Source organism: Marinobacter sp. UBA2688, assembly GCF_002352785.1.
Lineage (GTDB): Bacteria > Pseudomonadota > Gammaproteobacteria > Pseudomonadales > Oleiphilaceae > Marinobacter > Marinobacter salarius.
In genome coordinates this window covers 217,838-241,290 of record NZ_DELU01000022.1, presented here as the reverse complement: position 1 = coordinate 241,290, position 23,453 = coordinate 217,838, and the positions used below count along the sequence as shown (strand labels likewise).

The following is a 23,453-nucleotide window of genomic DNA, read 5'->3' as shown; positions in this document are numbered from 1 at the left end:
ATTGGTGTCAGGGAATCAGCGATTTGGACCGACAAACCGGCTTTCGGTTTCAAGAACGAGCGATTCATCGGATTGTGATTCAAGCGTGAAGACAATGGCATTGTTGCTTTCCGAGATGTTCTCGGGTGCGACATCCACCACCGTCGGCAGTGCCCGGTTTTCACTGCTCGCCACGGTCAGGGTGTTCTCGGTCAGCAGCCGGATGCCTTCCAGGCCTGAAACCGAAATCGTAAAGGTTTGCGGCACCTCCGACATGTTGTCGACCTTCAGCGTGTAGGTGTTCTCTACCCGGCCTTCACCGTTAAAGCTGAAGAGGGCGCCTCGATCCCTCAGGACATCGAGTTGCGCCGGAACCCGGGTGGCAATTGTGAATACAATCGCGCCAATCATTAGCAACAGTACCAACCCGTAACCAAAGGTGCGTGGCCTCATCAGCTTCGAGGTCTTGCCTTCCAGTTCGTTTTCAGTGGTATAGCGAATCAGGCCGCGCGGATATTCCATCTTGTCCATGATCTCGTCACAGGCATCAATGCACAGCGCGCAGCCAATGCACTCGTACTGCAGCCCATCGCGAATGTCGATGCCGGTAGGGCATACCTGAACGCACTGCCCGCAGTCGATGCAGTCACCGAGACCCAGTTCCGAAGGTTCAGTGCCTTTCTTGCGTCCGCCGCGGGGTTCTCCCCGGTTGGGGTCATAGGACACCACACGGGTGTCGGGGTCGAACATGACGGACTGGAAGCGGGCGTAGGGGCACATGTAGAGGCATACCTGCTCACGTAGCCAACCCGCGTTCAGATAGGTGGCAGCCGTAAAGAAAGCCACCCAGAAATAGGCCCAACCGTTGGCCTGCAGGGTGAACAGGTCACTGATGAGTTCACGGATGGGGTAGAAGTAACCCACGAAGGTCAGGCCGGTGGCCAGCGCAATCAGCAACCATGCGGAATGCTTTACGGATTTCTTGACAATTTTCTCGGCGGAACGGGGCGCCTTGTCCAGTTTCATCCGCTTATTGCGGCTGCCCTCTATACGCTCCTCCACCCACATGAATATAAACGTCCAAACGGTTTGAGGGCATGTGTAGCCACACCACACCCGACCAAACAGCGTGGTGACAAAGAACAGGCCGAAAGCAGCGATGATCAGCATACCCGACAGCAGGATGAAATCCTGGGGATAGAATGTGGTTCCGTAGAGGTGGAATTCCCGGGCCGGGAGATCGAAAAGAATCAGGGGCTGACCATCCACGGTAAACCAGACAAACAGGAAGTACATGCCCATAAGGGCTGTCAGGCTGATATTCCGGATACGCTGAAAGAAGCCATTCTTGACCCCTTTGACGTAGATCTTTTTGCGGCTGGCGTATAGCTCGACAGTTCCGGTGTTTTTATTGTTGTCGGAGGTGTCAGAGGATGGGTCAATCTGTTTGACCGGAATCTCACTGCTCATCGTTACCTCCCGATGATGTGGCGCCCTCATTCACAGCTGACTGTGGGCAGGCGATCTTCTCAAGCCTTGGCCAGCAGCTGCAGGCCAAGGCTTGAGAAGACCTGGCCGGGACAGAATCCCGGCCGATTACTCAGTTGGACAGGCTGTAGACGTACGCAGCCAGAATCTGGATCTGGTCGTCGGAGAGCCGGTCGCCCTGTGCGGGCATCTGGTTCGCACGACCGTTCACCACGGTTTCCTTGATCCACTCGTAGGTGGAGCCGTACAGCCAGGTATTGTCGGTGAGGTTCGGAGCGCCCATGGCCTGGTTGCCCTTGCCGTCCTGACCGTGACAGGCCACACAGGCCTGTGCGAATACCTGCTCACCCTTGGCAGCGGCTTCCTCGTCCTTTGCCCGGTCGCTGAAACTGAGCACGTAGTTAACAACCTGGTCAACCTGCTCAGAGGTCATACCCGGCATGGTGCCCTTGGCGGGCATGTTGCCGTTACGACCCTGGTGCAGAGTGGTCAGGATGGTGTCCGGGTCGCCGCCATACAGCCAGTCGTCATCCGTCAGGTTGGGAAACCCGAGGGAACCACGCCCGGCGGAGCCATGGCAGACGGCACAGTTATTGGCGAACAGCCGCTGGCCCATCTTCATGGCATCGTCGTTCTCAGCCAGTTCGGCCACCGGTGTGTCACCGAACTTGGCGTAGAGCTCGCCGTAACGGGCATCGGCCTGCTGCATTTCGGCCTGCCACTGGTTCTCCGCAGTCCACCCCAACAGACCCTTGTAGTTACCCAGGCCCGGGTACAGGGCGAGATAGCCCAGTGCGAAAACACAGGTCGCGATAAAGAGATAGTACCACCACTTGGGCAGCGGGTTGTCGTATTCCTCAATGCCATCGAACGAATGACCAACGGTTTTGTTGGTTTCAGTATCGGTGGTCTGGCCCTTGCGGGTGGCATACAGAAGCCACCAACAGCCAAACACGGTACCGAGCACGATCACGCTGATCCAGATGCTCCAGAAGGTACTCATTGCTTTTTCTCCGTTTGTTCCTGTTCAAGAGTACGCTTTTCCACGTCGTCATCCTCGAAGGGCAGATGGGCCGCCTCGTCATTGGGCTTCTTCCGGTGGGCGCTGTAGGCCCACCAGATGATGCCAAGGAACATGGCCATAATGACCAGTGAGTGAATGCCACGTAACTCGTTAATATCCATGGGGATCACCGTTTATCTGAAATCACGGTACCAAGCTGCTGCAGGTACGCCACCAGGGCTTCGATTTCGAATTTGCCCCTGACTTCGTCGGGCGCACCGGCAACCTGCTCGTCGGTATAGGGCACGCCCAGAGTCTGGAGTGTTTCCAGCTTGGACTCGGTGCTGGTGTGATCAATACGATTTTCGAACAGCCACGGGAAAGCGGGCATGTTGGATTCAGGCACTACGCTGCGGGGATCGTACAGGTGCTGGCGCTGCCAGGCATCGGAGTAGCGACCACCGACACGGGCCAGATCAGGACCGGTGCGCTTGGAGCCCCACAGGAACGGACGGTCGTAGACAAACTCGCCCGCAACGGAGTAGTGGCCGTAGCGCTCGGTTTCAGCGCGGAACGGACGGATCTGCTGGGTGTGGCAGACGTGACAGCCTTCACGGATATAGATGTCCCGGCCTTCCAGTTCCAGTGCTGACAGGGGCTCAAGGCCTTCAACCGGCTCGTTGGTCTCGTCCAGGAAGAACAGCGGAACCACTTCTGCCAGGAAACCACCACTGATGGTGAAGATGATCAGTACGATCATCAGCCCCAGGTTCTTTTCAACAATTTCGTGTTTCATTGATTCTGTCTCCCGTTACGCCGCTTGCGCTGCTGTATTGTCCTGAGCAACGGCTTCCTTCTGACGCACGGTCATGTATACGTTGTATGCCATCACCAGCATACCGGTCAGGAAAATCACACCGCCAAGGAATCGCACGAAATAGCCTGATTCGGACGCTTCAAGGGCTTCGACAAAACTGTAGGTCAGGGTTCCGTCTTCGTTGACGGCGCGCCACATAAGCCCCTGCATAATACCGTTCACCCACATGGCAACGATGTAGAGTACGGTGCCCACGGTGGCCAGCCAGAAGTGGACGTTGATCAGGCTGACGCTGTACATGGCCTGAAGGCCCCACAGCTTGGGAATCAGGTGATAGATGGCGCCGATACTGATCATGGCAACCCAGCCCAGTGCACCGGAGTGTACGTGGCCAATGGTCCAGTCCGTGTTGTGCGACAGCGCGTTAACCGTCTTGATGGCCATCATCGGGCCTTCAAACGTGGACATGCCGTAGAACGACAGAGACACCACGAGGAAGCGGAGGATCGGGTCGGTACGCAGTTTGTGCCAGGCACCCGACAGCGTCATCATACCGTTGATCATGCCGCCCCAGGAGGGTGCAAGCAGGATCAGAGACATTACCATGCCCGCGGTTTGGGCCCAGTCCGGTAACGCCGAGTAGTGCAGGTGGTGGCCACCCGCCCATACGTAGGTCGCAATCAGCGCCCAGAAGTGAACGATGGACAGGCGATAAGAGTAGATAGGGCGGTTGGCCTGTTTGGGAACAAAGTAATACATCATCCCCAGGAAGCCTGCAGTCAGGAAGAAACCGACCGCGTTGTGGCCCCACCACCACTGCATCATCGCGTCTGTCACGCCCGCGTAGGCGGAGTAGGATTTGAAGGCGCCCGCCGGTAAGGCCAGGTTGTTACCAATGTGCAGAATGGCCACGGTCAGGATGAAACCGCCGTAGAACCAGTTGGCCACATAGATGTGGGCAGTGGCGCGCCGCATGATTGTGCCAAAGAAAACCAGTGCGTAGGACACCCAGACAATGGCGATAAGGATATCAATTGGCCACTCGAGTTCTGCGTATTCCTTGGAAGAGGTGAGGCCCATTGGCAGGGTAATGATCGCCGCAACCATCACGGCTTGCCAGCCCCAGAAGGTGAACGCCGCGAGCCCATCGGAGATCAGTCGCGCCTGACAGGTACGCTGAACAACGTAATAGGAGGTGGCAAACAGTGCCGAACCACCAAACCCGAAGATGACGAGGTTTGTGTGGAGCGGCCGTAAACGACCGAAGTGAGTCCAGGAGAAATCCAGGTTCATCGAGGGCCAAACAAGCTGGGATGCGATCAGCACACCCATGCCCATGCCAACAATGCCCCAGACCAACGTCATGATGGCAAACTGTCTCACCACCTTGTAGTTGTATGTCAGGTTAGCATTTACTGTGCTCATAGCCTTACCAATGGGTTTAGAGTGGGGAAAATATGCGGGCGCAAGTATGGAGAAACGATTAGCTGTTTGCAATGACGTAGATCAACTCTGAAACTCTGTCAACTGGGTCTAAATCAGTAACATGGCGAATCTACAAGGGTAATCACGAATGCTCCAAAAGCGGTTTTTGATGTTCGGTTGATGCATTGCTTCCCGGAACACTAATGATAGTCATAATTCGGAGGTTTGGTGAATTCTGTAACCGTATTCAAAACCAGGGCGAAAAGTAGTGTGGCAGCGCCGGTGCTTGTCCTTGCACATGGCGCAGGTGCACCCGCCGATTCGCCGTTCATGGAGCTCCTGGCGGCAGCGCTTTCAGCGCAGGGCGTGACGATCGTCAGGTTTGAGTTCCCCTATATGGAGAAGCGGCGGGAGGATGGCAAAAAGCGGCCACCAGACCGCCAGCCAACACTACTTGGGCATTTCCGCACGGTCATTGCAGAAACTTGCGCCGGCATCGACGGGCAGGCCGGCGTTTTTGTCGGAGGCAAGTCCATGGGGGGAAGAATGGCCAGCATTCTGGCTGCTGAGCCCGGCATTGACGACGCGGTGCGTGGTGCTGTGTGTTTCGGCTATCCCTTTCATCCTCCTGGCAAAAATGATCGGTGGCGGACGGATCATTTCCAGTCACTGTGCCGGCCAATACAGATCATTCAGGGAACGCGGGACCCTTTCGGCAAACAGGCAGAGGTTGAGGCGCGTGCACTGGACACCCTGGATAACGTAAATTTGGCGTGGCTGGAAGGTGGAGACCACGATTATCGGCCCCTGGCGCGACAGAGTGAGAGCCGGGAAGATCTGATTCAGCAGGCGGCGGCAGCAGCTGCGAGGTTTATGATCGGGCAGGAATGAGTCAGGAGACCTCGGGCGTCGCTTGCTCAGTCCGGTTTCGACCGCACGCTTTGGCACGATAGAGCGCCTCATCGGCACGCCGGAACAGATCTCGCTCATCATCCCCCTGGGATAACGTGGCGGTACCGGCGCTCATGGTCAGCGTAACCGGTGTGCCATCGTCCGCAGGCACGCGTATCGCAGCGATATCCTCAAGAATCCCTTCACAGACACCCAGAGCGCCATTCGCGTCGGTGCCGGGTAACAGGATGGCGAATTCCTCTCCGCCAAAGCGGATAGCAACATCACGGGGTCGTTTGACGTGGCGCCTGAGAATGTCGGCAATGTGTTGCAGGCAACGATCACCAAACTCGTGCCCCCAGGAGTCGTTGACAGCCTTGAAGTGGTCGGCATCCAATAGAGCAATGGTCAGGGGTTGACCAGTACGTCGGGCTTCGGCACAGAGTTCCGGCAGCAGGTTGTCCATATGACGGCGATTATGGAGCCCGGTCAGAGCGTCATTGAGGCTTAGGGTTGCCAGCTGCCGGTTTGCCTTTTCCAGCTCTCTCATGGTGCTGCGAAGCTGCGCGGTGCGTTCATGCACCTTTAACTCGAGCTCGGTTCTGGCGTTATGCTCTACGTCCAGAAGCTTTTTATTCAATAGCCGCCAACGCTGCACCATGGCGTAATTGAGCAGAATAACCTGCGCTCCAACGGCGGCCTGCATAAAGATTTCCCGTGCCAGGAAGTCAGCCAGGTAACCAAAGGCAGCCATTGAATAGATCAGGGCGCCTGCCAACATGCCAGACCATGCCACTACGTACCACTTGGCGGGAGAATATCCCTGGCGCCAGCGGATGATGCCAATGATAAACAGGCAGGCAATGATCAGCAGTGCAATCCCGGTATTCAATACGATGGATCTGTTGTAGGGCAACAGGAATGCCATGATGAACAGGCCTGCGCTGGTCAGGGCAAGCCCCGTCAACACCTTGTTCGCAATCGTGTTGGTGGGGATTTCGAGGAATGAGCGCCCGAACAGGGTCATGGCCAGCGAACTGATCGACATCAGCATGGGAATCGATGTATTGGCGAAACCGGTACTGTCGGGCCAGAAATACTGGTTGGCGAAACCGCCCATGGCGAACAGGAACAGCCCCAGGGATGCCATGTAAAAGGCGTTGTAGAAGTAGTAGCCGGTGCCGGAACTGAAAAAGAGCAGCAGGTTGAATACCGCAAAGACCAGCAACGCCCCATAGAAGAAGCCGTGCAGTAGGGTAAGGTGGTTGCTTTCCGCGATCGTCGTTTCCGGCGTTTTCAGCGACAGCGGAACGTTCAATGCCCCGCTGCTCTGAATCCGCAAGGTGATGGTTTGGGTTTCGCCAGCGCCGAGCGTGACGGGGAGCAGGAAATACCGGTAATCTATGCCCCGCGAGAGAAAGGGGTGCTGGTCCCCCGTGGTCAAGGCTGGTTCAACGAGTTCGCTGGAGCGCCAGAACGTTACTTCATCCAGCAGTGGGTAATTGAGCTTCAGGTACCAGAGCTTCTGGCTATCGTCGGAATTCCGAACATTGAGGCGAACCCAGTACACCGAATCGGTGTGGCTGAATACCAGATCGTGTCCCCTGGCGGATGTCCATTGAATATCCGCCGGCAGTTCACGGGGGGATTCGGCCCGATGTGCGGGCGTGTCGGGTGCTGCGCTCAGGAAGCAGACATGGTTCATCAGCGCTTCCCGTTGCACCGGATCGTTGGCGTCCAGCGCCGGGCAATGAGGTGTCGTTCCCGGATGGGTCGCCAGTGACAGGTCCGTGACCAGTAATAGCCCGATCAGTGGGAACAGAAAGCGCAGGTACAGCGGCATTAAGGTATTCCTGCCAGCGGAAAGCCCAATAGTGTAGACAAATGCGGGCTGTGTATATGTTAAATAGATTCAAATTTGGGGTTTCTGGTGAGAAGCCCTGTCCAGGTGCCTAATGGAACAACTGATTGCAATTTGTCGTCCCGGGTTCGAGACGGAAGCGGGGCGGGAGTTAACCGACTCGGCTGCCAGCGGCGGGGTCTATGGTTACTTCGAGCCCTCTGTAAACCAGGGATTTCTGACCTTTCACTGCCCGGGGCCCGGGCAGGTGGAGATGCTGGTCCAGCGGCTGTCCATCGACCAGCTGGTGTTTGTCAGGGACTGGTTTGTGGTTTTAGCGGACGTAGCCCTGCCCACGTCGGATCGCGTCGGCGCCGTTATTGACGCATTGCGGTCCGTTGATGGGGCGATTCCTGTCTGTGCCCGTATTGAAATTCGTCTTCCCGAAAACAACGCTGACGCAGACCTCGGCAACTTCGCCCGCAAATGGGTTTCCCCACTGTCGAAAGCGCTCAGGGGCGCCGGGTTACTGGAGAAGGATTCGAAAGCTGAGTCGCCGGCACGGCTTGAAGTGTTGCTGACGGGGTTTGAACGCGCCATCGTCGGGTTCAGCCTGGCCAGCAATCGTGCGCGTTACGTCAGTGGTATACCAAGGCTTCGACTGCCCGCGTCCGCCCCCAGCCGATCGGCGCTGAAACTGGAAGAAGCGTGGAAGGTGTTCCTGCCCCCGGGCCAGGAACTGGACTACCTGGGAAGCGGCAAGCAGGCTGTGGATCTGGGCGCGGCTCCCGGTGGCTGGACCTGGCAACTGGTCCGGCAGGGTATGATGGTGACCGCCGTTGATAATGGGCCCATGAATGTTGAGTTGATGGCTTCCGGACACGTAGAGCATGTTGAGGCAGATGGTTATCAATGGAGGCCCCGGCGCGGTGTGGACTGGATGGTGTGCGATATCGTCGACCATCCACGCCGAACCTCGGAGATGGTCGTGCATTGGCTGTCTGCCAAGCTTTGTCGCTATACCGTTTTCAATCTGAAACTACCGATGAAAAAACGATACGACGAGTGGTTGGTGTGCAAGGACATCCTGGAAGAAGGCCTTGCACAGACGGAAATGAACTTCCTGCTGAGGGCCCGTCACCTCTACCACGATCGTGAGGAGATCACCTGCTTCATAGAACGCAGGGACTGAGCGCCTGTAAATAGCGTGCTTTAGCTATGCTGCCACACGGTGATAATCTCGTCCCGGTCCATCATTGGAATCAGCTCCGCCATCAGTTCCCGGCGTTCCTCTGAGAGGAACCAGCGCTGCCAGTCGGCTTCGGAGCGCCAGTTGGAGAGGGTAAGGCGATGGTTGGAGTCGTGGGTATCGACCAGCGTTTCACCGGAAACGAAGCCGGGGGCGCTTACGGCGTTCTGAAGGACCTTGCGGGATCTGTCCTCGTAGGCGGATTCGAGTGTTTCAGCAATATGACGTTCAATCAGCACCCGGATCATTGTTTACCTCGTTTTGTTTTTTGACATCTATAAACAATAATTTAGCACGTATTTTCCAAAATTCAGGTGGAATCGCAGGAGGAAGAACATTGGGACAACCGGAACACGATGCAGAGCTGGACGCCCGGGGACTGTTTTGCCCCGAACCCGTCATGCTGCTGCATAATAGAATCGTGGATATCAGTATAGGGGGCGTCTTGAAGGTGGTTGCCACGGACCCGTCAACAACCCGGGATATACCGAGGTTCTGCCAGTTCCTGAATCACGAGCTGGTGTACAGCGCCGAGGATGACCAGGAGTTTGTTTACTTCATCCGACGAGGGGAGTGACTGAAGGCTGTCAGGAGCCGCCCGACATGTCCAGTGCGTTCAGATGGCCGAGGAACTGTTCGCGGTCCATTTCGCCCAGTATCCGGGCGGTTTCCAGCTCAGCCCCATCGTTGCCATAGAACAGAATGGCTGGCGGGCCGAACAGCCCCAGTTCCTCAAGCAGTGCCTGCTGGGCGGGCGTGTTGTCCGTCATGTCCAGTTGCAGCAGTGTGTAGGGTGACAGCGCCTGGATCACAGAGTCATTGCTGAAAACGTTCCGCTCCATAACCTTGCAGGAGATACACCAGTCGGCGTAGAAGTCCAGCATGACCGGGGTGCCGTTTCGTTTGGCCTGGGCCAGTTGATTGCGAATATCGGCGGGCGATTCCAGGCGGAGGAACTGGGCGTGGGCCATCTGGGAGGCAGAGCCACCCGCAACCGCCGGGTTGGCTGCCGTGAACGGCGCTAATGGCTTCATTGGATCATTGGCGCCAGACACCGCGCCGGCCAAGAGCGCAATACCGTAGGCAAACATCACCAGGCCGAGGCCTTTGCGAGTGCGCTCCCAGCCAGCCTTTGCGGCATCGAAGGCTCCGAGCTGCACGCCAGTCACGGCAATCAGTAACCCCCAGAGTGTCAGCGCCAGCCAGGCTGGTACCAGCCGTTCCACCAACCAGATTGCAACCGCCAGCAGCATGACGCCGTAGAAGGCCTTAACCACGTTCATCCAGGGACCGGTGGAAGGCAACAGTTTGCGGCCACCCACCGCCACGAGTATCAGGGGAATGCCCATGCCGAGCCCAAGGGCGAACAGGGCAACGCCTCCAATGACGGCATCCTGGGTGGTACTGATGTAAAGCAGGCTGCCAGCAAGCGGTGCCGACACGCAGGGTGAAACGATCAGTGCTGACAGCGCGCCGATGCCGAAGATGCTGACCACGCGGCTGCCGGTCAGGCGATGGCTGGCATCGTTGAGCGGTTCCCGGATAAACCGGGGAAGCTGGATCTCAAACAGGTTGAACATGGAGAGGGCAAATACCACGAACAGTGCCGCGAAAACGCTCAGCACCCACGGCGACTGCAGGTGTGCCTGAAGGTTGAAACTGGCACCCAGTAACCCGGTAATCACACCCGCTGCGGCATAAGTCAGTGCCATACCCAGGACATAGCTGCCGGAAAGCAGCAGCGCGTGGGCGGTGGTGCTGGTGTTGCGACTGGACACCAGTGAGGAAATGATTGGCACCATGGGTAGGACGCAGGGTGTAAAGGTCAGCCCCAGCCCAAGTAGCAGAAACAGGGCCGCGATGACCAGGACAGACTGGTTGGCCAAAAAGCCGGCGAGCCCAGTCGCCGAGGATGTATCCGTGGGTGCATTTGTTGACGATGACTGGGCATTGCCTGATGACCCCGAAGAGCCGGACATGCCGGCAGGAACGGGGGCGTCGTTGCTTCCGGCGCTGGCGTAGTACAGCGCGTCACGGCTTTGCGGCGGGTAGCACAGGCCTGCCTTGGCACAGCCCTGGTAGGTAACCTGAAGCTCCGCCTCGCGGACGCCTTCCGGAAGATTGACCGGGACGCGTGCCTGAACCGGGTCGTAGAAGACCGTGACCTTGCCGAAGAACTCATCCTCCGTATCGGTACCTGTGTAGGAGAAATCAGGTTCACCCAGGGTGACGCCGTCTGTTTTGCTGCTTACCTGGATGCGGCCTTTATAGAGGTAGTGTTCAGGGGTGACGTCCCAGGACAGCACAATAGCGCCGGTATCGACGGTGTAATTGAACGGCAGGGCTTCGTCCACCGGAAGGAAATCGTTGCTGCCGCCGAACAGCGAATTGCCTGCCGCGGACGCGAACAGCGATACGGCGGACAGTGCCAGAAACACTAAAAAGCGGCTCAGCACCCGATGGAGAGCACTACTGCGTGAGGCTGTGTTGTTGCCGGTCATAGTCAATGGATTACCGTAGCTGGTTCTGGAAATATCTGCGTGGTCTCAGTGTCTGTTGAAACCCTGCATCCCAAGGTTGCAATGGACTCATTTGTCAGGCAAAAGTTCCCTCTGGTATTGAACGGTCTAAAGTCGCACAATAGCCGTCCCATGAAACACGATCCTGATGATCTTATCATGCTGTTCAGTGACCTGTTCCGGGAGGATTACCGGACCGTTCTGGTCAAGGGCAGCGATGAGCCTGAATACCTGCCCGCAACGGCGTCTGGCAGTTACGCACAGATTATCTTTGCTCACGGTTATTATGCCAGTGCTCTGCATGAAATCAGTCATTGGTGTATCGCCGGTGAGCACCGGCGCACACTTCGGGACTTTGGCTACTGGTACTGTCCCGATGGCCGCGACGAGGCGCAGCAGCAAGCCTTTGAAAAGGCTGAAATCAAGCCGCAGGCCCTGGAATGGCTGTTCTCTGCCGCATCGGGCACACGTTTCCACATCAGCGTCGACAATCTCTCCGGTTGCGGGGCATGGGATGAGAACGCCTTTCGCAGGAATGTGCGGGCGCAGGCAGATTATTACCTTGAGCACGGCATGCCGGCCCGCGCGGGCCTGTTTTTCGAGACGCTCAAGACATTTTACGGAACCGCGGCTGATTTTAACGAAGTCTGGAAGAAAGAGACCAGGCGCCTGATGCCCGACGATTCCGCCACAGACACTGAGGTAGATTGAAGCAACATGACATCTGACGCACCCGAAGCCGGCAAAACCTTCTTCAAGGATCTCAACCTTGACCAGCGAGTGCTCGATGCCATCACCGATATCGGTTTTGAGCATTGCACACCCATCCAGGCAGAGACTCTTCCGTTCACCCTGGCGTGCCAGGACCTGATCGGCCAGGCTCAAACTGGCACCGGTAAAACCGCCGCATTCCTGATCACTGCTATCCAGAGCATGCTGGAAACGCCGATTCCGAAAGAGGACCGGTTCGCCTCGGAACCCCGGGTTCTGGCCCTGGCGCCAACCCGTGAACTGGCCATGCAGATCGCCAAGGACGCCGAGCAACTATGCGGCTACACGGGCCATAATGTGGTCACCGTGGTGGGTGGTATGAACTACGATAAACAGCGCGATCAGCTCCAGAACGAGATCGTTGACATACTGGTGGCAACCCCGGGCCGGCTGATTGATTTCCTGGGCTCTCAGGACGTTTTTCTCGACCAGCTCGACATCCTGATTCTGGATGAAGCGGATCGGATGCTGGACATGGGCTTTATTCCTGATGTGAAGCGCATTATCCGCAAGTGCACGCCAAAGGAAGAGCGTCAGACCTTGCTGTTCAGCGCCACCTTTAACCAGGACGTCCTCAACCTCGCCTCGATGTGGACCAAAAGTGCGGAATTCGTCGAGATCGAACCGGAACAGAAGACCGCCGAGCGAGTTAAGCAGACTGTCTACCTGGTGGGCGAGGATGAAAAACTGCCGGTACTGGTCAACTATCTTCAGCGCCCCGAGGTGGAAAAAGCCATCGTCTTTGCGAACCGTCGTGACCAGTGTCGTGACCTGGATGAGGACCTTCGCAACCAGGGCGTAAAGGTCGCGCTGATGTCAGGGGAAATCGCCCAGAACAAGCGGCTGAAGACATTGGAACAGTTCAAGAATGGCAGCATTCAGGTGCTGGTTGCCACGGATGTCGCCGGTCGTGGTATCCACGTTGACGGTGTAACCCACGTATTCAACTATAATCTGCCGGACAACGCTGAGGATTACGTTCACCGTATCGGACGCACCGGTCGGGCAGGGAAGCACGGTGTCTCTGTCAGCTTTGCCAGTGAGGACGATGCCTTTTCACTGCCGGCTATCGAGTCCTACATCAGCCAGAAACTGACCACGGCGGTGCCGGATGAAGCGCTGATGACCGAACTCGCCAAACCGCCGATCACTCGCAAGCGTGGTGGCCGGCGTCCCCAAGGCAACCGCAGCCAGGGTGGACGTGGCGGAAACCAGCGTCAACGCAGGAACTAACAGGTTGGGAAGCAGGATCATGCGGATAGTAGCGGACGAGAACATACCCTTACTGGAATCGTTTTTTGGCGATATCGGCGAGATACGACCAGTGTCCGGGCGCACGATGTCTGCTGCGGATGTTCAGAATGCGGATATCCTGCTGGTGCGTTCAGTCACTCGGGTCAATCAGGCGTTGCTTGAAGGAAGCCGGGTCCGCTTCGTTGGAACCTGTACCATCGGTACCGACCATGTTGATCAGAAATGGCTTGAATCCAGTGGGATCGCGTTTTCGGCGGCGCCCGGCTGCAACGCCAACAGTGTGGTTGAGTACGTGCTGTCAGTGATCTCACTGCACGCGGAAAAGCGTGGCGTGGCGGATTGGTCAAAACTCAGTGTTGGTATCGTGGGTGCCGGCAATGTAGGTGGAGAGCTTGCACGCAAGCTGGACAGGCTCGGTTTCAATGTGCGCCTTTGTGACCCGCCACGGGCCGAAAGGGAAGGCGACGAAGGCGAGAAATTTGTCAGTCTTGACGAGGCCATGGCGTGCGACGTGGTAACACTGCACACGCCACTGACCCGCGAGGGAGAGCATGCAACGCTTCATATGTTCGGGCAGGAACGATTGTCTTCGTTGACTGAAGACCAGTTGCTGATCAATACCAGCCGGGGCGAAGTTATTGAAACCTCCTCCTTGCTGGCGCGTCTGGAAGCGCCAAACGCGCCTACAGTGGTACTGGATGTCTTTGAGCATGAGCCCCGGGTTAACGCTGAACTGGTGGAAAAAGTATGGCTTGTCACTCCCCATATCGCAGGCTATAGCCTGGAGGGCAAGGTGCAGGGTAGTGAGGTGGTGTACCAGGCGCTGAGTCGCTATATGGGACTGCCCGCCCGCAAGAAGGCTGGTCAATTCCTGCCAGAACCAGCGTTGAGCAAACTCTCCTTTACCAGTGCTGCAGAAGAAATGGCGTCAGCCAATATTGCCATACGGTCCTGCTACGATCCGCGCCAGGATGACGCTCGCATGCGGCTGGCAATGGCGTTGCCGCCGGAGGATCGGGCGCAGGCCTTTGACCGGTTGCGCCGGGATTATCCGGTCCGGCGGGAGTTTTCCAGTTTGAAGATCCAGCTCAAGGGCACCAGTAAATCCATGCAGGATACTTTCCGGGCCCTTGGCTTCAAACTGAAGCTCTGACGTTCCTTCGAACGCGCCTGTTCGCGCCGATTACAGCTGCGCGCTCTTCAGAGCCTCGATCCGGCTGGCCAGCGGCGGGTGTGTCATGAACAGGGCGCTGATGCCCGCCCTTGCACCTCGATTGATGCCAAACGCCTGCAGGCTGTCGGGCATTTGATCAGGCACTTCGCTTTCCTGTTTCAGCCGCGCCAGGGCGTTGATCATGGCGCCACGGCCTGCCAGTTGCGCGCCAGCGATGTCGGCACGGTATTCCCGGCGACGCGAGAACCAGAACACAATGGTACTGGCAAGAATGCCCAGCACGATTTCCGCCACGATACTGACCACGAAGAAGCCGATACCATGCCCGCTTTCGTTCTTGAACACCACGCGGTCAACAAACGAGCCGATCACGCGGGACGCAAAAATCACGAACGTGTTCACCACACCCTGAATCAGCGCGAGGGTTACCATGTCGCCGTTGGCCACGTGGCCTATTTCGTGGCCCAGGACCGCACGAATTTCCTCCTTGTTAAAGCGGTGCAGCAGCCCCTCGCTGACGGCTACCAGCGAGTTGTTCTTGTTCCAACCGGTGGCAAAAGCATTGGATTGTGAAGCCGGGAAAATGGCGACTTCCGGCATACCGATGCCGGCATTTTCTGAAAGCTCGCGAACGGTGTCTACCAGCCAGCGCTCAGCCGGCGTACGCGGCGACTCGATCACCTTTGCCTTGGTGCTCCACTTAGCCACGGGCTTGGAAATCAGCAGCGATACAATGGCGCCGGCAAAGCCGAAGACCGCAGCGAAGGCAAGCAGCGAACCGTACTGGATACCGTTCTGGGCGAGATAGCTGTCAACACCCAGAAGTTTCAGGGTAAAACTGGCGACAAGAATGACGGCCAGGTTGGTGGCAAGAAACAGCAGAATACGCATCTTGAATCCCTTGTTGAATCGTCGGCCGCAGACCGCGGTTTGTGTCTGGGTATTTATATGTGGCCAGTGTGGCCATGTTCAACAGGTTTACGCCAATTTAATGATCGGACCGGTCGCAAAAGAACGTCGCCTGCATTACGCGGCTGATTTTTGCGGAGCTACCGCTTCGGAGGGCGTTGCGAAGCATGTGTATGTGCGTGGAAAAATCCTCGCGGATAGCCGGTGGCAGGTTCTGGCTGCTTTCAGAGTTGTTTTCTTCATGCAGATCTGGGCTGGCAGGCGAACTCAGGCGCACGAACGCCCGCTGGGTCAGAACGGCCTGGTCCAGGGCTTCCTGGCGGATGGTATCCACGTAGCGGAGCAGGCCTTCCTCAGCTAACCAGAGCAGGGTGCCGAAGCAGGCCATGTGCCGCTTGCTGTGGAGCCCGAACTCGTCTGGTTCGTCGGGGCCAGCAATGTCTTCCACAAACAGGTTCACCCGGCGGGGAAAGGCATTGTAGAGCTGAACCAGGGCGATTGCGGCGTCCTTGTAGAACTCTTCGATATGAATGTCCGCCATCAAGCCCCCTTCACAACTGGTAAGACGACAGGAAGTGTGCCAAACGCTTCATGGCATCCTCAAGGGCGTCCTCGCGGGGTAGGAAGACCACGCGCAGGTGTTGCTTGTCGTCGATGTTGAAGGCGGAACCCTGAACCAGGAGGATGCGCTCCTGCAGCAGCAGGTCCAGTACCAGCTTTTCGTCATTGACGATGGGGAAGCGCTTCGGGTCCAGCTTTGGAAACAGATATAGAGCGCCTTTGGGCTTCACACAGCTGACGCCTGGAATATCATTGAGCAGGTTCCAGGCGGTTTCCCGTTGTTCGAACAGGCGACCGCCCGGTGCCACCAGGTCTTCAATTGACTGGTAGCCCCCAAGTGCGGTCTGGATGGCCAGCTGTGCCGGTACGTTGGCACACAGGCGCATGTTGGAGAGCATTTCGATGCCCTCGATCAGGTCCCGCGCGCGGTGTTTGGCGCCGCTGATAATCATCCAGCCGGAACGGTAACCGGCGGCACGATAGTTCTTGGACAGGCCGTTATAGGTAAAGAACAGCACGTCATCCGCCAGTGACGCGGTGGGGACGTGTTCAGTACCGTCGTACAGGATTTTGTCGTAGATCTCATCTGACAGCACGATCAGGTTGTGCTGCCGCGCCAGTTCCACCACCTGTTCCAGCAATTCGCGGGAGTACACGGCGCCGGTGGGGTTGTTGGGGTTGATAAGCACGATAGCCCGGGTGCGGCGGGTGATTTTTTTGCGGATATCGTCGATATCCGGGAACCAGTCCTGTTGCTCGTCGCATCGGTAGTGAACCGGCTTGCCACTGGACAGGGTCACGGCGGCCGTCCAGAGCGGATAGTCAGGGGCCGGGATCAGAACCTCGTCGCCGGTATTGAGCATGGCCTGCATGGACATCACGATCATTTCGCTGACGCCGTTGCCCAGGTAGATATCGTCGATATCCACCTTGTCGATGCCACGTTGCTGGCAATAGTGCATCACCGCCTTACGCGCAGAGAACAACCCCTTTGATTCCACATACCCCTGGGCCAGGGGCATGTTGTGAATAACGTCCTGCTGGATTTCCTCGGGAACGTCCAGTTCGAAAGCCGCTGGGTTGCCGATATTGAGCTTGAGAACCCGGTGGCCCTCTTCCTCCAGCCGACGGGCTTCACGCAGAACCACGCCACGTATCTCGTAACACACGTTATCCAGTTTGGCGGATTTGAGATAGTTCTGCATAAGCCCGGTATTTCCTTAGATCGGTAAGATGACAAGTGCCATGTTTCAAAGACAAGCCTGTATTCTAGCGGAGCAACGGCCGGCGGCAACAGGCCAATTGTGATGAATTGTGGCACAAATGCGGAGATTTAACGCCCAAAGCTCACAGATTCCATGAACTGAGCGTGGCAACCGTGACGGAATCAGTTGTAAATAGGGTTGTGCAAAATATAATAGCGAAAAATACAAGGGAGGAATGTAATGAGCACCCAAAGCATCTACGACTTTAACGCGGCCGATATTCGCGGTGAGGAGCATTCCCTGGATGAGTTCCGTGGCAAAGTTCTGTTGATCGTAAACACGGCTAGCAAATGCGGTTTCACTCCCCAGTTTGAGGGTTTGCAGTCCCTGTACGTCGAGCTGAAAGAAAAAGGCCTCGAAGTGCTCGGTTTCCCCTGCAACCAGTTCCGGAATCAGGACCCGGCGGACGACAAGGCCATCAGCGAATTCTGTAGCCTTAACTACGGCGTGGACTTTCCCATGTTCGCAAAGATTGACGTCAACGGCCCTAATGCCCACCCGCTGTTTGAGTACCTGAAGCACAGTGCCAAGGGGCTGTTGGGATCGGAAGCTGTAAAATGGAACTTCACCAAGTTCCTGGTGAATCGTGAGGGTGAGGTGGTGCGTCGTTACCCGCCGACCACCAAGCCGTCTGCCATTCGCGCCGACATTGAAGCGTTACTGTGAACCATGACTGACGAAGACGACGTCCTGGCGCTGGATAATCAGCTCTGTTTTGCCCTCTACGCCGCCAACCGGGCAATAACCGCCCGCTATCGTCCGCTGCTGGCGGAACTGAATCTGACCTATCCGCAGTATCTGGTCATGTTGGTGTTGTGGGAAGCCGGGGAGAACGGACAGACGGTCAGGGTGTCTGACCTGGGTAAACGACTGCGCCTGGATTCCGGAACCCTGACGCCGCTGCTCAAACGTCTGGCTGAGCGTGATCTGGTCACCCGTTTGCGGGATACCACCGATGAGCGAGTGGTTACGGTCGCCCCCACTGAGAAGGGCAGTGCCATGCGCCAGCAGGCTCGGGACATTCCCGGCCGCCTGCTGTGTGGTACGGGCATTGATCAGGAGCGCATTGTGGAATTGAGGGAAGAGCTGCGATCTGTCCTCAGTCTTCTGGAGGCTGGGGAGGCGCCCAGCGGTCAATAATGGATTTCAGGTCGGCACGATTGTAAGGTTTGGTGATGTAGTCATTCATGCCGGACTCGAGGCAGTCGTCCCGGTCTCCCTGCATGACGTTGGCGGTGACCGCGATCACTGGCAGATCCTGCCACTCAGGGTTTTCACGAATATTGCGGGTGGCCTCATAGCCGTCCATCACCGGCATCTGGCAATCCATCAGTACAATATCGAATCTCCTTTCGCTTTGCTGCAAGGCTTCCAGTGCCTGCTTGCCGTTTTCGGCCAGGGTGACAGTGTGGCCCAGCTTTTTCAGCATGCTGCTGGCGACCACCTGATTAACCTGATTGTCTTCGACCAGAAGAAGATTCAGCGTGCGTGACACGCCAGCCGGGGTTTCGATGATTCTTGCCCTGTCCCCGGTGTCCAGCCCAGCTGCCCTGCACAGTGTTCGGTACAACTGCTCACGTCTGAGTGGCATCGACAGTATCTGACGATCTTTGGTGGGATGGGCGGAGCCGTCCCGGTCCACCAGAATAATGCCGGTGCCGGACCAGGACGATGCCAGTTGTGCCGCGGTCTCGTCGCTTTCGTTGGCGGCGATCATCAGAATTCCCTCTCCGTCGGGTGCCGCCTCGCGCAGTGGAATGCCCCAGGCTCTCAGTTGATGCTCGATGGGCGTGCGGTGCGGATAGTCCCGGGGCATCCCGATATCGACGCCTACCTGCTGAAGTAGGCCTGGAATAGCCGGCATCGACGGTTGGCTCTCCTGCTCATCGTGAACCGGCAGGGGCAGGTTCACAGTGAAGTGTGTGCCTTCGTGCTCCTCGGAATCTACCAGGATCTGGCCATGCATCCGCTCCACCAGTTGACGACACAGTGTCAGGCCCAGACCAGTGCCGCCATAGAGCCGGGTAGTGTCACTGTCAGCCTGTGAGAAGGGTGAGAATATCCTGTGCAGCCCTTCCTTGGACATGCCGATACCGGTGTCGACAACGTCAATGCGTACGTTGCCGTTGTAGCGGGTGGCGTGGATGCGGACGAAGCCTTGCTCGGTGAATTTAATAGCGTTACTGAGCAGGTTGTTCAGGATCTGCCGAGTTCGGGTGGGATCGCCAAGAAAGCTTTCGGGCAGGTCACAGTCGATGTCCGCCACAACGTCAATATTCTTGCGCCTGGCTTGTTGGGCATGCAGTGTCGCACATTCTTCCACCAGGTTGCGGAGTGAAAACGGGATGTTCTCCAGGCTCAATTTCCCGGCTTCGACCTTGGAGATGTCCAGGATGTCGTTTAACAGACCGAGCAAGCTCTGGCCGGCATTGAGCGCAATTTCCAACCGGTTTCGTTGTGCCTGTTCCATGTCGCCTTCCAGCGCCAGGCCCAACATCCCCAGAACACCGTTGAGTGGTGTGCGTATCTCATGGCTCATGCTGGCGAGGAAATTGGCACGGGCCCTGGCACGGCGTACAGCGTCCTCTTTGGCGCGAACCAGGGCGCGGTTGCCTCGCTGCAAGGCATCGTTCTTCTCGGAAATTTCCCGAGTGCGGTCTTCCACCTCCTGTTCCAGCTGGCTGGAGTAGTTCTTCATCGCACTTTCGGCCATCCTGAGCTGTGCGAGGCTGGAATCGATGGTTTCCAGATGCTGGTTGATGACACCCACCATCAGCCCGATCTCATCTTCACGATGATTCTCCGGCACAGGAAGCCGGACCTTCTCAGGCGTTTCAGCTTTGACCCGGCTCAGAGCACCGATGACGTTCAGCATGGGCCGGGTCAGCACAAAGAAGAAAATGAACAGCAGTGCAGCAGTCAGCACCAGGCTTTTCAGCAGGCCGCTGATGACGGTATAGCCCGCGCGTTGGAGGAACAGCAGGCCGTAGTGGTAGGTGTCGATGGTGACCGTGAGGCTCCCGAGGGAGAGGTCACTCAGCTGCGGTACCACCAGTTCCTGACTGAATACGCGGCTGTCACCAAAGAGCAGGTCGCTGATCCACCGATAGCGCGAATCCGGGCTGCTTTGGCTCGCCGCAGCCATGGTTTGGCCATTGTTATCGATAATACGGGCGTCGATGGTTGCGGGATGGCGAAGCAAGCCATCAAGAAGCTCTTCCGCAAGCCGGATGTCGATGTTGTAGGCGATCTGCGAAGCGGGGCTGTGACTGATTTCGATGAGCGCACGGATCTCCTGCTCCATGGAGTCCCTGGCGCTGAAATAATCGAGAGTGACCTGGACAATGTTGAGCACAAGGCCCAATACCATTGCGATTAAAACGGTGTCACGGGTCAGGCGATAGGATAGCCGCTTTTGGAATGCAGTTGTCACGGCGTTTCACGGTCCCTGTTGTAACGTTTCGGTGGTTTTCGCGGGGCGCCAGTTGGCGCCTAGTCGTCGTAGTCGGCTTTCTTGCGCCACTCATCGTCGTGGAGGAACGTATCCCATTCCTTGTCCAGGCTTGACTGGCCCGCGGCCGCGGCACTGTGTTCTTCGTCCCCCTTGATGGCTTCCAGTTCCTTGATGCGGGTACGGAAACTTTTCACGGCTTTCATGGCCATCGGGTTGTCCCTGGACTTGCCCATTTCGGTACTGGCCAGATGATAGGCGTGAATGGCCTTTCGAATCTGGTTCTGCTTCACATAATCGCGTGCCTGGAACACATGCAGGTCGGCGTGGGTCTTGTGCACCAGGAACAACACGAACTTCAGGTTTTTCTTGGCGGTGGCGCTATCAATCTTGCCGGCCTTGTGCATGCCCTCGATCATCTTGAACAGATTTTGCAGCAGCTCCTGGACATAGGTGGACTTTTCGGGGGAGTCGATCTTGATCGGAGTGCGCTTGTCTTCGCCGTCCATTACGGACTTTTTCAGCTGTTGTACAGCACTCAGTCGTTCTTCAACGGGCTGATCAGATTTCAGGGCCTGGAGGTCTTTGCAAGACTCCTCCATCCGCTTGATCAATAGCAGTTTCAAATCTGCAGTGAAATACTGGCCCGGGATTTCGGAGAGCAGGCGGCCGGCTCTTTTGTAGCTGTCTTCCAGAGCCGTTGTTTTACGAATACGCTCGATACGTGCGCGCTCTCGCATCTGACTGGCCACAATAATAATGATCGAAACGGTAACGACAGCCGCCAGTAGCAGCACAATCATTGTGGTATCCATCTTGTTGCAAACACTCCGGCTGAATGGACAGGCCACTGGCAGCTCCGGCCACAGAAAAAATCCGGAGAAATCCAGCAAGTATACGGAAGATTAGCAGAAAACCCCGGATGATTCCGTTCTGAAATGTGAAAGATTGCAGCTTCATATCAATCCGATGAATTGATACCCTGTTGACCATTATTCTAGTGAATAAAAGCCGTTTACGTGTTACTTCCGATAGGGGCCACGTCATGGACATTTCCCGGGTAGACCTCAATCTGCTTGTTTATCTCGATGTACTGTTGAGGGAGCGGAACGTCACCAAAGCCGCCAATCATCTTGGGATTACCCAGCCCGCGATGAGCAACGGCCTGCGCCGACTGCGGGACCTGTTCGGAGACCCGCTGCTGGTTCGTACCAGTGAGGGGATGACCGCAACCGAGCGTGCCACTGAGCTACAGCCACTGGTGCGGAGCATTCTGTCCGATATTGAGCAGGCGGTTCATGAGAAAACCGCGTTCGCGGCTATGGAAAGTCAGCGCGTGTTTCGGATCATGGCCAGTGACTACGCGGAATCCTGCCTGATGCCACGGGTACTTCGCCGGATTCGTCAGGAAGCGCCTCATGTGACTCTGGATGTTCTTACCCCCAGTGACGTGAGCTTCCTCGACGTGGAGCAGGGGCGCCTCGATATGGCGATCAACCGTTTTGACAAGATCCCCCAGTCGTTCCACCAGAAAACTCTGTGGACGGAGTACTTTGCCTGCCTGATGAACGCACGTAACCCGATACTCAAGGAGCCGTTTACCCTCGATACCTACCTGGACGCCAGTCATATCTGGGTCAGCAAGACCGGGTTTGGTGTCGGGGTGGGGGTGAACCCGAAAGACGTCCAGCGCCTGGGGTGGGTGGACGAGGCCTTGTCACTGATGGGCCGAAAACGCCAGATTTCCGTGTTTACGCGGCATTACCAGGTGGCGATGCTGCTGGCGGAGCAGCACGACCTGATCGCCACGCTGCCATGCCGGGCGGCCTGGTTGCAGAAAGACAACGCCAACCTGGTGGTTAAAGTGCCACCGTTCGAGATACCGCCGTTCGAGCTCAAAATGGCCTGGAGCCCGCTGTTGCAACACAACACGGATCACCAGTGGTTACGTAAGCTGATTGCCGAAGTGGCGGAAGAGGTAGACGCGGAATTTGCCCCGTTCGGAGCACAGTTTGAATCCACCGGGGTGCCCGGTATCCGCCACTCAGAGCGGTAGTTCTCGCAGTTCCAGAGAACTCCTTCCTGCATCCCACATGCGCTGGAACGACTCAGCGAGAAGTTTTACCCGGCCGCTGTTTGCAAACGTTGCAAAGCCTTCCGGCTTGTAGAAGTCATGCCGGTAAACCACGCCCTCGCGGTCCGCGAGCAGGAAGGGCTGGTCGTCCACCGGATAATCCTCGTTCACCAGCCTCAGTTCAATCCGGCTGGGCAGGCGGCGCATCAATTCAACAATCTGGTGACGGCGTTGGACCAGCGGCTTGTCATCGTGAATCAGAAGCCGCACGTCACTGAGCCGATGTCGACGGGCCAGGCCGGATATCAGTTCCCGGAAGCGCAGGCGGTCATAGAGATCATGGTCCAGCACCCGGTCATACAGCCAGATCCGCTGACGCGCCTGGCCAGTCAGGGAGTCGATCAAATCTACCATGGTGCTCTCGCGGTCAAACAGCCAGGCGTCCCGATCTTCACCCAACAACATGGGATTCTCACGGGTTGAATAGGCGTCGTTCATCAGCTTCGGAGCGAGGCAGCGCATGTCGACATGGGGGATTCCGGCGTCGTCGTAGAGGTCGGAACACACGTGAAAGCCCGAGCGTTGGTAGAAGGGGATGGCGTGTTCCTGGGCGGAAAGTTGCAGCTCGGTGAAACGCTCTGCGGTTTCGGAGACAAGATGGCGTAGCAGGACTTCACCCAGACCCTTGCCCCGGTGTGCCGGAAGAATAGCCATGCGGCCGATGTGTGCCGTTTCCTCCAACGTGGAGAACAGGCGGGCGACGCCAACGGGGGGGTTGTCGGG

The 23,453-nt window shown here is 57.1% G+C and carries 23 protein-coding genes; 9 read left to right on the top strand and 14 right to left on the bottom strand.

Going from position 1 to position 23,453, the window contains the following annotated elements; genetic code table 11:
* Nucleotides 1–15: 15 nt before the first annotated feature.
* The 5 genes from ccoG to ccoN form a co-directional block, all read right to left on the bottom strand.
* Complete coding sequence (gene ccoG, locus B3M52_RS11425) at nucleotides 16–1,449, bottom strand: cytochrome c oxidase accessory protein CcoG (protein ID WP_286749604.1); 1,434 nt, start codon at nucleotides 1,447–1,449, stop codon at nucleotides 16–18.
* Nucleotides 1,450–1,579: 130 nt separating this feature from the next.
* Entirely contained in the window at nucleotides 1,580–2,470 is an 891-nt protein-coding gene (gene ccoP / locus B3M52_RS11420; protein WP_041334233.1) for a cytochrome-c oxidase, cbb3-type subunit III, read from the bottom strand.
* A complete protein-coding gene (locus tag B3M52_RS11415; RefSeq protein WP_036205261.1) occupies nucleotides 2,467–2,652 on the bottom strand; it encodes a CcoQ/FixQ family Cbb3-type cytochrome c oxidase assembly chaperone in 186 nt (61 codons plus the stop codon). The genes ccoP and B3M52_RS11415 overlap by 4 nt, the downstream gene beginning before the upstream one ends.
* 5 nt (nucleotides 2,653–2,657) lie before the next feature.
* Complete coding sequence (ccoO, locus tag B3M52_RS11410) at nucleotides 2,658–3,266, bottom strand: cytochrome-c oxidase, cbb3-type subunit II (RefSeq protein WP_286749603.1); 609 nt, start codon at nucleotides 3,264–3,266, stop codon at nucleotides 2,658–2,660.
* A gap of 15 nt (nucleotides 3,267–3,281) precedes the next feature.
* Nucleotides 3,282–4,712 carry a cytochrome-c oxidase, cbb3-type subunit I gene (ccoN, locus tag B3M52_RS11405; protein WP_007153696.1) on the bottom strand — a complete coding sequence of 477 codons (1,431 nt, stop codon included), beginning with the start codon at nucleotides 4,710–4,712 and terminating at the stop codon, nucleotides 3,282–3,284.
* Nucleotides 4,713–4,940: 228 nt separating this feature from the next.
* Here ccoN and B3M52_RS11400 point away from each other — a divergent pair, with 228 nt between their 5' ends.
* On the top strand, nucleotides 4,941–5,603 hold the full coding sequence (locus B3M52_RS11400) for an alpha/beta family hydrolase (RefSeq protein WP_075196236.1): 663 nt from the start codon (nucleotides 4,941–4,943) through the stop codon (nucleotides 5,601–5,603).
* Between the two features lies 1 nt (nucleotide 5,604).
* Here B3M52_RS11400 and B3M52_RS11395 read toward each other — a convergent pair whose 3' ends face one another.
* Nucleotides 5,605–7,446, bottom strand: a complete 1,842-nt coding sequence (locus B3M52_RS11395) for a sensor domain-containing diguanylate cyclase (RefSeq protein WP_075196235.1) — start codon at nucleotides 7,444–7,446, stop codon at nucleotides 5,605–5,607.
* A 112-nt stretch (nucleotides 7,447–7,558) separates the two neighbouring features.
* Here B3M52_RS11395 and rlmM point away from each other — a divergent pair, with 112 nt between their 5' ends.
* Complete coding sequence (rlmM, locus tag B3M52_RS11390) at nucleotides 7,559–8,635, top strand: 23S rRNA (cytidine(2498)-2'-O)-methyltransferase RlmM (RefSeq protein WP_075196234.1); 1,077 nt, start codon at nucleotides 7,559–7,561, stop codon at nucleotides 8,633–8,635.
* 20 nt (nucleotides 8,636–8,655) lie between these two features.
* Here rlmM and B3M52_RS11385 read toward each other — a convergent pair whose 3' ends face one another.
* Nucleotides 8,656–8,940, bottom strand: coding sequence for an antibiotic biosynthesis monooxygenase family protein (locus B3M52_RS11385; protein ID WP_041334237.1), 285 nt, complete (start codon nucleotides 8,938–8,940; stop codon nucleotides 8,656–8,658).
* A gap of 89 nt (nucleotides 8,941–9,029) precedes the next feature.
* On the opposite strand from B3M52_RS11385, the gene tusA reads away from it, so the two are divergent.
* Entirely contained in the window at nucleotides 9,030–9,269 is a 240-nt protein-coding gene (gene tusA, locus B3M52_RS11380) for a sulfurtransferase TusA (protein WP_041334240.1), read from the top strand.
* A gap of 10 nt (nucleotides 9,270–9,279) precedes the next feature.
* On the opposite strand, the gene dsbD is transcribed toward tusA, so the two are convergent.
* Nucleotides 9,280–11,193 carry a protein-disulfide reductase DsbD gene (gene dsbD / locus B3M52_RS11375; protein ID WP_075196233.1) on the bottom strand — a complete coding sequence of 638 codons (1,914 nt, stop codon included), beginning with the start codon at nucleotides 11,191–11,193 and terminating at the stop codon, nucleotides 9,280–9,282.
* Nucleotides 11,194–11,343: 150 nt separating this feature from the next.
* Here dsbD and B3M52_RS11370 point away from each other — a divergent pair, with 150 nt between their 5' ends.
* From B3M52_RS11370 to pdxB, 3 genes are read left to right on the top strand one after another with little or no spacing between them, the layout of a single operon-like run.
* Complete coding sequence (locus B3M52_RS11370) at nucleotides 11,344–11,922, top strand: elongation factor P hydroxylase (RefSeq protein WP_041336666.1); 579 nt, start codon at nucleotides 11,344–11,346, stop codon at nucleotides 11,920–11,922.
* Between the two features lie 6 nt (nucleotides 11,923–11,928).
* Nucleotides 11,929–13,215 carry a DEAD/DEAH box helicase gene (locus B3M52_RS11365; protein WP_041334245.1) on the top strand — a complete coding sequence of 429 codons (1,287 nt, stop codon included), beginning with the start codon at nucleotides 11,929–11,931 and terminating at the stop codon, nucleotides 13,213–13,215.
* A 19-nt stretch (nucleotides 13,216–13,234) separates the two neighbouring features.
* Nucleotides 13,235–14,389: a 4-phosphoerythronate dehydrogenase PdxB gene (pdxB, locus tag B3M52_RS11360; RefSeq protein WP_075196232.1), complete on the top strand. Its 1,155-nt coding sequence runs from the start codon at nucleotides 13,235–13,237 to the stop codon at nucleotides 14,387–14,389.
* A gap of 30 nt (nucleotides 14,390–14,419) precedes the next feature.
* Here the strand turns inward: pdxB and htpX are convergent, their stop codons facing one another.
* From htpX to B3M52_RS11345, 3 genes are all read right to left on the bottom strand, one after another.
* Nucleotides 14,420–15,301, bottom strand: coding sequence for a protease HtpX (htpX, locus tag B3M52_RS11355; RefSeq protein WP_075196231.1), 882 nt, complete (start codon nucleotides 15,299–15,301; stop codon nucleotides 14,420–14,422).
* A gap of 97 nt (nucleotides 15,302–15,398) precedes the next feature.
* Nucleotides 15,399–15,860 (bottom strand): hypothetical protein, encoded by a 462-nt coding sequence (locus tag B3M52_RS11350; RefSeq protein WP_075196230.1) that lies wholly within the window; start codon nucleotides 15,858–15,860, stop codon nucleotides 15,399–15,401.
* A gap of 10 nt (nucleotides 15,861–15,870) precedes the next feature.
* Complete coding sequence (locus B3M52_RS11345; protein WP_036205287.1) at nucleotides 15,871–17,085, bottom strand: pyridoxal phosphate-dependent aminotransferase; 1,215 nt, start codon at nucleotides 17,083–17,085, stop codon at nucleotides 15,871–15,873.
* A 240-nt stretch (nucleotides 17,086–17,325) separates the two neighbouring features.
* Here B3M52_RS11345 and B3M52_RS11340 point away from each other — a divergent pair, with 240 nt between their 5' ends.
* The gene (locus B3M52_RS11340; protein ID WP_075196229.1) at nucleotides 17,326–17,811 is read left to right on the top strand and encodes a glutathione peroxidase; all 486 of its coding nucleotides are present in this window, start codon (nucleotides 17,326–17,328) and stop codon (nucleotides 17,809–17,811) included.
* 3 nt (nucleotides 17,812–17,814) lie between these two features.
* Nucleotides 17,815–18,285 carry a MarR family winged helix-turn-helix transcriptional regulator gene (locus B3M52_RS11335; RefSeq protein ID WP_036205291.1) on the top strand — a complete coding sequence of 157 codons (471 nt, stop codon included), beginning with the start codon at nucleotides 17,815–17,817 and terminating at the stop codon, nucleotides 18,283–18,285.
* On the opposite strand, the gene B3M52_RS11330 is transcribed toward B3M52_RS11335, so the two are convergent.
* Entirely contained in the window at nucleotides 18,245–20,515 is a 2,271-nt protein-coding gene (locus B3M52_RS11330) for a hybrid sensor histidine kinase/response regulator (RefSeq protein WP_256713629.1), read from the bottom strand. The two genes, B3M52_RS11335 and B3M52_RS11330, sit on opposite strands and share 41 nt — an antisense overlap.
* Before the next feature lie 122 nt (nucleotides 20,516–20,637).
* Complete coding sequence (locus B3M52_RS11325) at nucleotides 20,638–21,411, bottom strand: hypothetical protein (protein ID WP_041336667.1); 774 nt, start codon at nucleotides 21,409–21,411, stop codon at nucleotides 20,638–20,640.
* A 230-nt stretch (nucleotides 21,412–21,641) separates the two neighbouring features.
* Between B3M52_RS11325 and B3M52_RS11320 the strand changes: the two genes are divergently transcribed.
* Nucleotides 21,642–22,652, top strand: coding sequence for a LysR family transcriptional regulator (locus B3M52_RS11320; RefSeq protein ID WP_007153713.1), 1,011 nt, complete (start codon nucleotides 21,642–21,644; stop codon nucleotides 22,650–22,652).
* Here the strand turns inward: B3M52_RS11320 and B3M52_RS11315 are convergent.
* Nucleotides 22,641–23,453: GNAT family N-acetyltransferase (locus B3M52_RS11315; RefSeq protein WP_286749600.1), on the bottom strand; the 813-nt coding region annotated here is incomplete at its 5' end. The two genes, B3M52_RS11320 and B3M52_RS11315, sit on opposite strands and share 12 nt — an antisense overlap.